This is a genomic window from Mycolicibacterium psychrotolerans, from assembly GCF_010729305.1.
GTDB lineage: Bacteria > Actinomycetota > Actinomycetes > Mycobacteriales > Mycobacteriaceae > Mycobacterium > Mycobacterium psychrotolerans.
Window position 1 is genome coordinate 2,558,700 of record NZ_AP022574.1, and the last position, 13,224, is coordinate 2,571,923.

A 13,224-nucleotide genomic window follows, 5' to 3' on the forward strand; every position below is an offset into this window, starting at 1 on the left:
GAATTCTCACGGTACTACTGACTCATGAACGCCGACGACCTGATTCTGGTGAGCATCGACGACCATGTGGTGGAGCCGCCCGACATGTTCCTGCGCCACGTTCCGGCGAAGTACAAGGACGAGGCGCCGATCGTCGTCACCGACGACAAGGGCGTCGACCAGTGGATGTATCAGGGACGTCCGCAGGGGGTCAGTGGCCTGAACGCGGTGGTGTCCTGGCCTGCCGAGGAGTGGGGCCGCGATCCGGCCGGGTTCGCCGAGATGCGACCCGGGGTGTACGACGTGCACGAGCGCGTGCGGGACATGAACCGCAACGGCATCCTCGCCTCGATGTGCTTCCCGACGTTCACCGGCTTCTCGGCTCGCCACCTCAACATGCACCGCGAGGAGGCGACGCTGGTGATGGTGTCGGCCTACAACGACTGGCACATCGACGAGTGGGCAGGCTCGTACCCGGACCGCTTCATCCCGATCGCAATCCTGCCGACGTGGAATCCCGAGGCGATGTGCGCCGAGATCCGCCGGGTGGCGGCCAAGGGCTGCCGTGCGGTGACGATGCCGGAACTGCCCCACCTGGAAGGGCTTCCGAGCTACCACGACGACGAGTACTGGGGTCCGGTGTTTCGCACCCTGTCCGAGGAGAGCGTGGTGATGTGCCTGCACATCGGCACCGGCTTCGGCGCGATCAGCATGGCTCCCAACGCCCCCATCGACAATCTGATCATCCTGGCGACCCAGGTGTCGGCGATGTGCGCGCAGGATCTGTTGTGGGGGCCGGCGATGCGCAAGTACCCGGATCTGAAGTTCGCGTTCTCCGAAGGCGGGATCGGGTGGATCCCGTTCTATCTCGATCGCAGCGACCGGCACTACACCAACCAGAAGTGGCTGCGTCGCGACTTCGGCGACAAGCTGCCCAGCGACGTCTTCCGCGAGCACTCGCTGGCCTGTTACGTCACCGATAAGACGTCGCTGAAGCTGCGCCACGAGATCGGTATCGACATCATCGCCTGGGAGTGCGACTACCCGCATTCGGACTGTTTCTGGCCCGATGCACCGGAGAAAGTGCTGGCCGAGTTGAACGCCGCCGGGGCATCCGATTCCGACATCAACAAGATCACGTGGGAGAACTCCTGCCGGTTCTTCGGCTGGGATCCGTTCGCGCGCACCGAGAAAGCCGAGGCGACCGTCGGCGCGCTGCGAGCCAAGGGTGCCGACGTCGACGTGTCGATCCGGCCGCGTGCCGAATGGGCCCGGCGCTATCACGAAAAGCAGCTCGCCAAGGCCTGATTGAGTCGGCGTACCGCGGCGAACGGCGACCACCGCCGCGGTGATCGGCGGCGCGCGTACGGCCAGGGCTGATGTCGTTCCGGAACCGATTCCGCGCGAGCGGATTTGAGCTGGGCGCGAAGATGGGAACGCAACTCGTGCAGGCTCGGATCGGTCCACCGGTTGACGGCCTCGACGGCGTCGACGGTGAGATCGTAGAGCTCCCATTGGTCGTCGAGCGGGTCGTTGCGGTACATCGGTCCACCCAGACCGGTGGCCGCGAGGTGACGCACCCCGGGCTCGGTCCAGGTGGCGGGGTCGTCGAACGAGCGCACCAGCTTCCAGAGATGACCCGCACCGCCGGGCGCGGCGCTGTCCTCGACCCGCAGCACCATTCCCTCGAAATTGGCGGCGGTGTGCGCGGGGATGCGGATGCGCAGCGGCGCAGGCACACTCCTGGTCAACTTCAGCATCCGCGCCAGCCCGGACGCGCCGGTGTCGCCCTCGAGCACGTTGTCCCGGGTCATGAGGTAGACGGCGCGCGCGTCGTCGGCGTCGGCGCCGTCGACCACCGGCATCAGATCCCGGCCGGGCAGCGGGTGCACCTCGGTGAACGACTGGGCGAGCACCCGCGTCGTCGCTTCGACATCGATGCCCGCAGCCGACAGCAGCGTCGGCACCAGATCGACGTGGGACGTGGGCGCGGCCACCGTCCGCGCCGGCGACGTCCGGGTGCCGACCCGGGCGATGACGAACGGGACGCGGGTGGCTTCGTCGTAGAGGTTGAACCACTTCTGGTGCAGCCCGCCGTGAGCGCCAAGGAGGTCCCCGTGGTCGGCCGTGCGGACCAGGACCGCATCGGCGGATCCGCCGTCGGTGACCGCACGCCGCACCCGGTCGATCGGGGAATCGACCTCTGCGTGCAACCGGTAATACAGGTCCCGGTAGGCCTGCGCGTTGCGCCGGTACGTCCGCTCGATCGCCCGCGCGGGACCGTACCCGGAGTAGTACGCCTCACGAAAAGCGATCTGGGCGGCCGGTTTTCCCGCCAGATCCTCGTCGGCGGTGGGGGCAGGCGGCACGTGCGGCGGGTCGAGCGGGGACGGCCGTAACGGGCTGCGCCGTGCCCAGGCCGGGAACAACACGATGTCGTGCGGGTTGACGAAGCTCGCGACGAGCAGGAAGGGTCGGGCCGCCTCGGGATCGCAGGCCCGGCGCCGGGCGTAGCGGTCCTCGAGCCACGCGACAACGCGGTCGGCGATCAGCGGATCGCGCCGGATACCTGCATTGGACAGTTTCGCGCCGTGGGGCTCGGGGCCGACCCATCCGGAGAAGCCGTAGGGTGCAAGCAGATCCGCGTCGAGGTAGCGGCGCACCGCTTCGGGGTCGACGACGCCGTCGCCGTCGTTGGTGGCCAGCGATTCCCCGGTTGCCGGGTCGACGAGATCGGCGTGGGAGATGTGCCACTTGCCGTCGTAGTGGGTGTCGTAGCCGGCGGCGCGGAACCAGTTGCCCAGCGTTGGCACCTCGCCGCGGCGTAGCCAGCGCAACCGTGCATCGTCGTAGGCCTTGCCGATCCCGTCGGTCTGGGTGACGCCGTGCAGGTCCGGGTACTGCCCGGTGAAGATCGTCGGCCGGCTGGGCACGCAGGCCAGGGAGCCGGTGTAGTGGCGGGCGAAGCACACCCCGTGCGCGTCGAACCATGCTCTGCCCGGCAGGTTCTCGCGCCGCCATGCGGCGAGTGCCGCCGGTTCGTACGGTGGTGCCGCTCGCTCCTCGTCGGTCATCACGATCACGATGTCCGGTCGCGCAGAGGTCATGAGGAAACCCTTTCGGTCGCCTTTGCCAGTGAATCCAGCAGCGTCTGCGAGCGTCTCGCCACCAGCCGCGCCGCGATCCGCTCGAGGAGCCGGCCCAGCGGGCGGGCCGTCGTGCGCACCGAGGTGGTCAGCGTGACGGTGGTCCCCGAGTTGATCCGAGACTCACCCCGGGGCAACACGTCCCAGCGGTTCGACACCGACAGCCGGGGCGGCAGGCCGGCGATCGCGTAGGCGAGGGTCCGGGCCGGCCGGTAGTCGGTGATGGTCTCGACCACGGTGTCGCGGCCCATCTGCACACGCCGGCTCAGCCCCAAGGGTGGTCGCGCCTCGACGTGGTTGAGCAGGCAGCAGTGGTCGACACCGGCCGCCCACCCGGCCAGGTCGCCGAAGTCGGCCAGCAGCGCCCACACCGCTGCTGGTTCGGCGGTGAGGGTGCGGGTGCGGCTGAACTCTGCCATGGGCTCATCATCGCGTGCGGCGGCGACTCGCGCTGGTCGATCAGGTCAAGCGCAGTCCGCCGATCACGGTGCGGGTGATGGATTCGGCCCGCCGACGGGGGAAAGCGCGTCCTTCGGTCAGCGCGGCGTAGACGATGCCGCCGACGATGGCGTCGGCGGCGTCGCGTGCCGCCTCCTCGTCACACCCGTGGGCGACCAATCGGCTGCGCAGGCTGTCGTGCAGTGGCGTCGAGAAGCCCGCATTCAGCCGCGCCGCGGTGTCGGGGTGTTCCATCCCGGCGGTGGTCAGGAAACGCAACATCGCATTCCCCCTGGCTGTGGTCAGTGCCGCCGCCAGTTCGACCGCCCAGGCGCAGACGTCCGCGGTGACGTCGGTGCCGGAGGCCACCGGGCGAAGGATCCGGTCGGCGTCTTCGAGGATGACGTCGGCGACCAGGGCGTGCCTGCTGGGCCACCAGCGGTAGATCGTCTGCTTACCGACGCCCGCCCGGGCGGCCACCGCCTCGATGGTGAGCTTGTCGAAACCGCGGTCGAGCAGCAGTTCGCGGGTCGCCGTGACGATGGCCCGGCGCGACTTCTCGCTGCGCCGCCGGGGCGCGGTGACCGCAACGGCCATCGGCGACCTCCTGACTGAACACGGCTTTACACGCAGGTGCTGCAGCCGTAGTGTGCCACAAGACGAGACGGTGCGTCTCGTGAGAGGCCGACGAAGGGCGAGATGTCGATGGCGGGAACGGCACTGGTGATCGGCGCCAGTGGTTTCCTCGGATCGCACGTCACCCAGCGGCTCGTCGCGAGGGGCGACGACGTCCGGGTGCTGATCCGCACGACGAGTTCGACCCGGGGCATCGACGGACTTCCCGTCGACATCCGCTACGGAGAGATCTTCGATGCCGACGCGGTGCGCTCGGCCATGGACGGCTGCGACGTCGTCTACTACTGCGTCGTCGACGCCCGACCCTGGTTGCGCGACCCGCGGCCGCTGTGGCGCACCAACGTCGAGGGTCTGCGCACCGTTCTCGACGTGGCCGTCGACGCACATCTGTGCAAATTCGTGTTCACCAGTTCCATCGGAACCATCGGCCGGTCACCGGACGGTCTGGCCGACGAGCAGACGGTCCACAACTGGCTCGACATGGGCGGGGACTACATCCGTTCCCGGGTCGAGGCCGAGAACATGCTGCTGCGTTACTGCGCCGACCGGGGGCTGCCGGGCGTGGCGATGTGCGTGGCCAACACCTTCGGCGCGGGGGACTGGCTGCCCACCCCGCACGGCGGGATGCTCGCCGCCGCGGTGCGCGGGAAGTTGCCGTTCTTCATCGACGGATACGACGCGGAGGTGGTCGGTATCGACGACGCGGCGGAGGCGATGATCCTGGCCGGTGAACGGGGCCGCATCGGCGAACGCTACATCGTCTCCGAGCGCTTCATGAGCATCCGGGAGGTCCACGAGATCGGTTGTGCGGCGGTCGGTGTGGCCCCACCGAAGGTGGGTGTCCCGATCCGCCTGATGTCGGCGGCCGCGCACGTCGGCGGCGCCGTCGCCCGGGTGCGCGGCAAGGACACCAGATTCACCCCGCTCAACATCCGGTTGATGCACATCATGACGCCACTCGACCATTCCAAGGCGATGCGGGAACTGTGTTGGCGACCACGCCCGGCATCCGAGGCGATCGTCGCGGGCGCTCACTTCTTCCGCGATGCGTCGCGGCGATCGACGACCGTGCAGGAGCTCACGTGACGATCGGGCTCACTCCCGAGCAGGACCAGTTGGCGGCTGCCGTGGCGGATTTCGCCGAGCGGCACGCCCCGATCGAGAAGACTCGCCGGGCCTTCGACTCATTGGCCGCGGGGGAGCTGCCCGCGTGGTGGGACGAGTTCGTCGCCAACGGTTTTCACGCCGTGCACCTGCCCGAGCGGATCGGGGGACAGGGCGGGACGCTGACCGACACGGCCTGTGTGGTCGAAGCCGCGGCCACGGCGATGCTGCCCGGTCCGGTGCTGCCCACGATCATCGCCGGCGCCGTGGCGCTGCTGGCCGACGACACCGCCGCCGCGCACGCGTTGCTCGCACGGCTGGCCGAGGGCGTGCCGGCGGCGCTGATCACCGACCGCGACGGTCTGCGCGCGACGCCGTCCGACACCGGATGGACGGTGAGCGGCACCTCGGCCGCCACGCCGGGACTGTGCTCTGCCCAAGCGATCCTCGCGCCCGCACGCTCCGGAGGCCGCACCCTGTGGCTGATCATCGACCCCGCCGCAGCGGGCGCCGAGATCACCCCGCTCATGGGTACCGACAAGACCATCGACGTCGGCGCCCTGCGGCTCGACGGATATCGCTGCGCAGCGGATGGGCAGCTCATCGGCATCGACGACGAACGGGCCCGCTGCCTGGCGGTCGCACTCACGGCCGGCGCCACCTCAGGAGTCATCCGGTGGTGTGTGCGCGCCGTGACCGAGCACCTGCGCACCCGCGAGCAGTTCGGCCGCCCCATCGGGTCGTTCCAGGCGCTGCAGCATCAGGCGGCCATGTTGCTGGTCAACAGCGAGCTCGCGACCGCAGCGGCGTGGGACGCGGTGCGCTCGGCGTCGGAGTCCCTGGCGCAGAACCGGATCGCGGCCGCCTCTGCCGCCCTGATGGCGGTCGGTCCCGCGCCCGACCTGGTGCTCGACACGCTGACCATGTTCGGCGCCATCGGGTACACCTGGGAACACGACCTGCACCTGTACTGGCGCAAGGCCACCAGCCTGGCCGCCTCGATCGGGCCGGCGAGCCGCTACGCCCACGAGCTCGGCGAACTCACGCGCACCGAGAGCCGCTACGTCGCAGTCGATCTCGGCGACCTCGATGCTGAGTTCCGGGCCACCGTCGCCGGTGTCCTCGACAAGGCGGCCATGCTGCGCAACGACCGGCCGGGGCGGCAGGGGGACTACGAGAACCTGGCCGTCGGCCCGCAGCGCACCCTGCTCGCCGACACCGGGCTGATCGCGCCGCACTGGCCGCGGCCCTGGGGCGTCGACGCCACGGCGCTGCAGCAGTTGATCATCGACGAGGAGTTCGCCAAGCGGCCGCAGCTCGTGCGGCCGTCGCTGGGCATCGCGGAGTGGATCATGCCGTCGCTGATCAGTTCCGCGCCCGAACACGTTGCGCAGCGGTTCATTCCGCCGACCCAACGGGGTGAGCTGGGCTGGTGCCAGCTGTTCAGTGAGCCCGGTGCCGGCTCCGATCTGGCAGCGCTGACGACGCGCGCGACGAAGGTCGACGGCGGCTGGCGGATCAACGGCCACAAGATCTGGACCTCGTCGGCGCACACGGCCGACTTCGGGGCACTGCTGGCACGCACCGATCCGGACGCGGCCAAGCATCGCGGCATCGGCTACTTCATCGTCGACATGCGCTCCGAGGGCATCGACGTTCAGCCGATCCGGCAGGCGACCGGCGAAGCCCACTTCAACGAGGTCTTCCTCACCGACGTGTTCGTTTCCGACGAACTGCTGCTCGGCGGTCCGACGGACGGCTGGAATCTGGCGATCGCGACCATGGCGCAGGAGCGGGTGGCCATCAGCGGTTACGTCAACTTCGACCGGGCCCGCATTCTGCGTGCGCTGGCCAACGAGGGCGGCCAGGACCATGTCCGGGTGCGCAGCGCGCTCGGGGAAGCCGACGCCTACGCCACCGCGATCAAGGTGCTCGCCGTGCGCGAGGTGCTGCGCCTGCTCGACGGGCAGGCGCCGGGGCCGGCGTCGAGCATCGCCAAGGTGGCGATGAACGTGATGCTGCGCAGGACCTTCGCGGCGAGTCTCGACCTGTCCGCTCCCGCGGGACTGCTCGAGGACGCCGGGCCGGGAGGGGCGCCGCTGGTGGAACAATATTTCCATCTACCGGCCGAATTGATCGGCGGGGGGACCAGGGAGATCCAGCTCAACATCATCGCCCAGATGATCCTCGGGCTGCCCCGCGCCTGAACGACAGGAGAGCACATGGGATTACGTGGAGAGGCCGCCATCGTCGGCTACGTGGAACTGCCGCCGGAGCGGATGAGCAAGGCCACCGTCGCCCCGTTCATGATCGAGCAGTGGGCCGAGCTCGCTTCCGCCGCTCTCGCCGACGCGGGACTCGCCGGAACCGATGTCGACGGGATCGTCACCACCCACCTCGCCGAGTCGGAGATCTTCGTTCCGTCGACCGTTGCCGAATATCTGGGAGTGCGGGCGAATTTCGCCGAGCTCGTCGATCTCGGCGGGGCGAGCGCCGCGGGCATGGTGTGGCGGGCCGCGGCGGCGATCGAGTTGGGGATCTGCGACGTGGTGCTGTGCGTGATCCCGGCGCGCTACCTCACTCCGACGTCGGACAAGTTGCCCCGACCGATGACCGACGCGGTGTTCTTCGGCGCGTCGAGCAACCAATACGGTTCGCCGCAGGCCGAATTCGAGATCCCCTACGGCAACCTCGGCCAGAACGGCCCGTACGGTCAGGTCGCCCAGCGGTATGCGTCGATCTACGGCTACGACGAACGGGCCATGGCGAAGATCGTGGTGGATCAGCGCGTCAACGCCAACCACACCGACGGCGCGATCTGGAAGGACACGCCACTGACCATCGAGGACGTGCTGGCCAGCCCGGTGATCGCCGACCCGCTGCACATGCTCGAGATCGTGATGCCGTGTCTCGGCGGCGCCGCCGTCGTGGTGGCGGCCGCCGACGTCGCCGCCCGCTCCGCGAACCGGCCGGTGTGGATCAGGGGTTTCGGCGAGCAGGTTCCCTACAAGACACCCACGTATGCCGAGGACCTGTTGCAGACGCCGATAATCCGGGCCGCCGAGACCGCTTTCGCCATGTCGGGACTGACGCGTGCCCAGATGGACATGGTGTCGATCTATGACTGCTACACCATCACGGTGCTGTTGAGTCTCGAGGACGCCGGGTTCTGCGAGAAGGGCAAGGGCATGGAGTTCGTCTCCCGGCACGACCTCACCTTCCGCGGCGACTTCCCGCTCAACACCGCGGGCGGTCAACTGGGTTTCGGTCAGGCGGCCAATGCCGGCGGGATGCATCACGTGTGTGACGCGGCCCGGCAGATCATGGGCCGCGCGGGTGCGGCCCAGGTGCCCGACTGCAACCGCGCGTTCGTCTCGGGCAACGGCGGCATCCTGTCCGAACAGACCACGCTCGTGCTGGAAGGGGATTGACCGTGGACCACACCTTCACACGGCCGATGCCGGTCAAGACACCCACAACGGCACCGTTCTGGGACGGGCTGGCCGACCATCGCGTCGTCATCCAGTACTCGCCCTCGTCGCAGTCCTACGTCTTCTATCCTCGGGTGCGCGCCCCGGGCACCCTCGCCGACGATCTGCAATGGCGGGAGATCTCCGGGCTGGGCACGCTGTACTCCTACACCGTCGCACGCCGGCCCGTCGGCCCCCACTTCGCCGATGCGGTGCCGCAGCTGCTGGCGATCGTCGAATGGGATGAGGGACCGCGGTTCTCGACCGAGCTGGTCAACGTCGAGCCGGCCGACATCAAGATCGGCATGCGGGTGCGACCGGTGTTCTGCGATTACCCCGACCACGACGTCACGCTGCTGCGCTACGAGCCCGCCGGCGCCGCATGAGCGACGCCGAAGACAAGCAGGAGATCACTGACGTCCTGATCCGCTATGCGACCGGAATCGACACCCGTGACTGGCCGCTGTTCCGCACGGTCTTCACCGAGGACTGCCGGCTGGACTACGGCGAGATCGGAATCTGGCACGGTGTCGATGCGGTGACCGAGTTCATGGTGGCCGCGCATGCGCCGGCGGGACACACCATGCACCGGATCACCAACCCGGTGGTGACCGTCGACGGCGACACCGCCCGGGCGCGCGCCTATGTCGACGCGCTGATCATGGCCGCTGACAACGAATCCGGCGTCCACGCGGCAGGTGTCTACGACGACGAGTTCGTCCGCACCGGCCAGGGCTGGCGGCTCGCGCGTCGCCGGTTCACCACCGTCCTGGTGAGAACGGTCGGCGACTCATGATCTATCGCCCTGCGCGACCAGCTTTCGCAGCGGACGGCGCGCGGTCTCGCGCATCGTCAGCACGGTCAGCAGCGTGACGATGGCGGCGCCGATCACGTAGTACGCCGGGGCGATCTGGTTGCCCGTCCGCGCCACCAGCCAGGTGGCCACATACGGGGCGGTGCCGCCGAACAGGGCCACCGAGATGTTGTAGCCGATCGAGTATCCACTGGACCGGACGCGGGTGGCGAACAACTCGGCGCCCGCGGCCAGCGCCGTCGACGCGAACACCGACTCGATGGCGGCCAGGGCCGCGTGGGCGGTGATCGCGGCGGCCAGCGAGCCGCTGTTGAGCAGAAGGAACAGCGGATAGGTGAAGGCCGTGAACAGGACCGAACCCGCGATCAGCAGCGGCTTCCGTCCGATCCGGTCCGACAGCGCGCCCAGCGGCGGGATCAACGCTATCGCGACGACGCTGGCGACGGTGATGGACACGAACGCATCGGTCTTGCCGAACCCCAATGTCTTGGTGAAATAGCTTGGCAGGAAAGTGAAGACGACGTAGAAGCCGACGTTGTGGATGATCACCAGCCCGATGATCTGCAGGATGGGCCGCCATGCGGTGGTGACGGCCTCCTTCAGCGGGGAGGACGACAATTCACCCGTCTCGCGCAGCTCTTCGAACTCGGGGGTGTCACCAAGGCGCGTCCGGATGTAGAGGCCGACGGCGCCGAGCAGACCGGCGATCAGGAACGGTATCCGCCAGCCGTAGGTGTCCATGGCCGACTCGGACAGCATGGCCTCCAGAGCGGTGACGGTCACCGAGCCGAGCAGGAAACCCACCACCACAGACCAGACGAGGAACGACACCACGAATCCGCGGTGCCGGTCGGAGGCGTACTCGGCCAGAAAGCACGCCCCGCTGCCGTATTCGCCGCCGGCGGAGAACCCCTGCAGACAGCGCAGGAGCAGCAGCAGGATCGGCGCGAACACGCCGATGCTCTGATAGCTGGGGACCAGACCGATGGCGAGCGTGGAGGCCGACATCATCAGGATGACCAGCGCCAGCACCTTCTGCCGGCCGATCCGGTCGGCCAGGGGGCCGAAGAAGAAGCCGCCCAGTGGTCGCATGAAGAACGCCGCGGCGAAGATCGCGAAGGTGTTCAGCAGCGCGGCGGTCTCGTCGCCCGGGGGAAAGAACTTCTCGGCGATGTAGGTCGCGAGGAAGCCGTAGATCGCGAAGTCGAACCATTCGACGGTGTTGCCGATCGCTGCTCCGCGCACCGCCTTCGCGACGGTGCCGGATGTGGCATGGGTGCGGCGCGGGTGCGCATGTTCGACGGTCATCACGATCCTCCGGGCGGTCGGGGTGCAGGGGCCGCAGTGTCGTAGTGCTCGTGGGGGAGGTCAGTGATGAACATGTGTCCGGGCGCGTGGACGATCGCCACCGGCGGCCTGGCGCGCTGCACCGCCATCTGCGGTGTCACCCCGCACGCCCAGAACACCGGGATCTCGCCGTCGGCGATCGACACCGGATCGCCGAAGTCGGGGGAGGCGAGGTCGGCGATGCCCAGCGCGGCCGGGTCGCCCGCGTGCACGGGGGCGCCGTGCATGGCCGGGAAGCGCGCCGTCACGCGCGCGGCGCGCGCCAGATCGGCGGGAGGCATCGGACGCATCGAGACCACCATCGCTCCATGGAACGGTCCGGCGGGCACACAGGGCCGGTCGGTCACGTACATCGGCACGTTGGTGTGCTGACGTTGGTGCGCAAGAGGGACACCGGCCGCCGCCAGCGCCCACTCGAAGGTGAAGGAACACCCCAGCAGGAAGGCCACCAGATCGGCTCGCCAGTAGCGGTGCACGTCGGTCGGTTCGTCGATGCACCGCCCGTCGGCGAACACGCGATAACGCGGGACGTCGCTGCGCAGATCGGCCGCGGCCGCGAGTGTCTCCGGGCAGGGGTTGCCCGTGCCGCTCACGTCGAGCAGGGGGCACGGTCCCGGATTGCGGACACAGAACCGCAGGAAATCCAGCGCGTACGCCTCGGGCAGGACCACCAGGTTGGCTTGAGCGAAACCTGGCGCCAGGCCGCTCGTGGGGCCGGTGTGGCGGCCGGCGCGGATGTCGGCGCGCGCCCGCACCGCAGCGGTCACATCCCGGGCTGCGGCGGTTCGCATACGCGAGCATTCCCCGTTAGCGTACGGAACTAACGCGCAGGTGAGCCGGGTGCGTAGAGATGGGTGACGTCGGAGCGTCCCCGCAGGGTGGTCTCCCCGCACGGTGACCAGTGCGCCTGTTCGCCGGCGCAGGCCCGGGCGAATGCCGCACCGGAACTCACGACCCGGCCGGGGTGCTCCTTGGCGCAGTCGGCAAGGCGCGCCGCCTCGTTCACGGGGTCGCCGATCACGGTGTACTCGTAGCGGTTCTCCGCTCCGATGTTGCCTGCGAACACTGGACCGGCCGACACGCCGATACCGAAATCAACGCTGAGACTGGTCAATTCGCCGGCGAGGGTGCGGGCGACGGCCAGCGCGGCCGACGCGGGGTCGGCGATGCGCAGCGGCGCGCCGAACACCGCCAGCGCGGCGTCGCCCTGGAACTTGTTGATCAGCCCGTGCCGCGCGTCGACCTCGGCGACGACGATGCGGAAGAAGTCGTTGAGGATCCGGGCCACCTCGTGCGGTTCCCGCTCGACGGCCAACTGTGTCGAGTCGGTGAGGTCGACGAACAGCACGGCCGCCTCCCGTTCGTCGCCCGCGGGAGACTCGCCCTGCTCCAGTGCGCGGCGGGCCACCTCCTCGCCGACGTGTCGTCCGAACAGGTCGTGCAGCCGGTCGCGTTCTCGGAGGCCTGCGACCATGCGGTTGAATCCAGTTTGCAGACGGCCGATCTCGGACCATTCGTACACGTCGACGCTGCCCTCGATGTCGCCCCTCTCGACATCGGCCATCGCCGCCACCACCTGGCCGATCGGATCCGAGATCGACATCGACACCACGAGCATCGCGCGCAACCCGAGGACCACGGCCACCAGCGCCAGCACCAGCAGCGCGAGCTCGATCGGGCTGTCCTGGGTCAACAGCCAGTTGCGGTACCGCAGGATCAGCAGCAGTGCGATCGCGGTGCCCGGCAGTGCCGTACACAACGTCCACATCAGGATCAGACGCGCGCGCACCCCGGGTGCGGCGGGCCGTTCGCCCGGGGGCACGCGGGCCATCAGCGGCCGCAACGTGCGGAGGGTGAACAGGAAACCGGTGCACACCGCGGCGATCGCGCCGAAGAGCAGCGTCGTGGTGATAACGACGAACACCGACGCGTCGGCGTCGCGGTTGAGCGGAACCAGCACCGCTGCGGTCAACAACCACGGGGCCACCATGATCCCCGCCTGGCGACGGATGATCTTGGCGGTGGTGGCGATCTCGGCAGGAGTTGGCCGACGCCCCGCCGACAGCCAGCGCACCGACGGCCGCAGGATGGCGAGCGCGCCGAGTCCGACGGTGGTCGTGCCGACGGTCACGACGACGACCAGGGTGACGATGTTGCCGACCGTGACGACACCGCGCCCGCCCAGCGCTCCCACGATGGCCACGACTTCGGCGACAGTGAGGAGGTAGGCCGTGGTCAGACCCACCGCGTACCGGGTCAGCAGCCGCCGTGGCCTCACACGGGGAGAAGC

General features: G+C 69.0%; 12 protein-coding genes. 6 read left to right on the forward strand and 6 right to left on the reverse strand.

The window, feature by feature from the left end; genetic code table 11:
• The first annotated feature begins 24 nt into the window (after window positions 1–24).
• Window positions 25–1,287 carry an amidohydrolase family protein gene (locus G6N45_RS12685; RefSeq protein ID WP_163722642.1) on the forward strand — a complete coding sequence of 421 codons (1,263 nt, stop codon included), beginning with the start codon at window positions 25–27 and terminating at the stop codon, window positions 1,285–1,287.
• Here G6N45_RS12685 and G6N45_RS12690 read toward each other — a convergent pair.
• The 3 genes from G6N45_RS12690 to G6N45_RS12700 are packed head-to-tail and all read right to left on the reverse strand — an operon-like array spanning window position 1,260 to window position 4,160.
• A complete protein-coding gene (locus G6N45_RS12690; protein ID WP_163722643.1) occupies window positions 1,260–3,086 on the reverse strand; it encodes a sulfatase-like hydrolase/transferase in 1,827 nt (608 codons plus the stop codon). The genes G6N45_RS12685 and G6N45_RS12690 overlap by 28 nt on opposite strands.
• Window positions 3,083–3,544 (reverse strand): SRPBCC family protein, encoded by a 462-nt coding sequence (locus tag G6N45_RS12695; RefSeq protein WP_163722644.1) that lies wholly within the window; start codon window positions 3,542–3,544, stop codon window positions 3,083–3,085. The genes G6N45_RS12690 and G6N45_RS12695 overlap by 4 nt, the downstream gene beginning before the upstream one ends.
• Window positions 3,545–3,584: 40 nt before the next feature.
• Complete coding sequence (locus tag G6N45_RS12700; RefSeq protein ID WP_163722645.1) at window positions 3,585–4,160, reverse strand: TetR/AcrR family transcriptional regulator; 576 nt, start codon at window positions 4,158–4,160, stop codon at window positions 3,585–3,587.
• A 108-nt stretch (window positions 4,161–4,268) separates the two neighbouring features.
• On the opposite strand from G6N45_RS12700, the gene G6N45_RS12705 reads away from it, so the two are divergent.
• From G6N45_RS12705 to G6N45_RS12725, 5 genes are read left to right on the forward strand one after another with little or no spacing between them, the layout of a single operon-like run.
• A complete protein-coding gene (locus G6N45_RS12705) occupies window positions 4,269–5,285 on the forward strand; it encodes an NAD-dependent epimerase/dehydratase family protein (protein WP_163728313.1) in 1,017 nt (338 codons plus the stop codon).
• Window positions 5,282–7,510: an acyl-CoA dehydrogenase family protein gene (locus tag G6N45_RS12710; protein WP_163722646.1), complete on the forward strand. Its 2,229-nt coding sequence runs from the start codon at window positions 5,282–5,284 to the stop codon at window positions 7,508–7,510. Before G6N45_RS12705 ends, G6N45_RS12710 begins: the two co-directional genes overlap by 4 nt.
• Before the next feature lie 15 nt (window positions 7,511–7,525).
• Window positions 7,526–8,734: a thiolase family protein gene (locus tag G6N45_RS12715; RefSeq protein WP_163722647.1), complete on the forward strand. Its 1,209-nt coding sequence runs from the start codon at window positions 7,526–7,528 to the stop codon at window positions 8,732–8,734.
• 26 nt (window positions 8,735–8,760) lie between these two features.
• On the forward strand, window positions 8,761–9,159 hold the full coding sequence (locus G6N45_RS12720) for a Zn-ribbon domain-containing OB-fold protein (RefSeq protein ID WP_163728318.1): 399 nt from the start codon (window positions 8,761–8,763) through the stop codon (window positions 9,157–9,159).
• Window positions 9,156–9,569, forward strand: coding sequence for a nuclear transport factor 2 family protein (locus G6N45_RS12725; RefSeq protein ID WP_163722648.1), 414 nt, complete (start codon window positions 9,156–9,158; stop codon window positions 9,567–9,569). The genes G6N45_RS12720 and G6N45_RS12725 overlap by 4 nt, the downstream gene beginning before the upstream one ends.
• Here G6N45_RS12725 and G6N45_RS12730 read toward each other — a convergent pair.
• Genes G6N45_RS12730 through G6N45_RS12740 form a run of 3 tightly spaced genes read right to left on the reverse strand, consistent with a single transcriptional unit; the run spans window position 9,564 to window position 13,212 of the window.
• Entirely contained in the window at window positions 9,564–10,895 is a 1,332-nt protein-coding gene (locus G6N45_RS12730) for an MFS transporter (protein ID WP_163722649.1), read from the reverse strand. The two genes, G6N45_RS12725 and G6N45_RS12730, sit on opposite strands and share 6 nt — an antisense overlap.
• On the reverse strand, window positions 10,895–11,725 hold the full coding sequence (locus tag G6N45_RS12735) for a putative hydro-lyase (RefSeq protein ID WP_163722650.1): 831 nt from the start codon (window positions 11,723–11,725) through the stop codon (window positions 10,895–10,897). Before G6N45_RS12735 ends, G6N45_RS12730 begins: the two co-directional genes overlap by 1 nt.
• Before the next feature lie 29 nt (window positions 11,726–11,754).
• Entirely contained in the window at window positions 11,755–13,212 is a 1,458-nt protein-coding gene (locus tag G6N45_RS12740; RefSeq protein WP_163722651.1) for an adenylate/guanylate cyclase domain-containing protein, read from the reverse strand.
• Window positions 13,213–13,224: the final 12 nt, after the last annotated feature.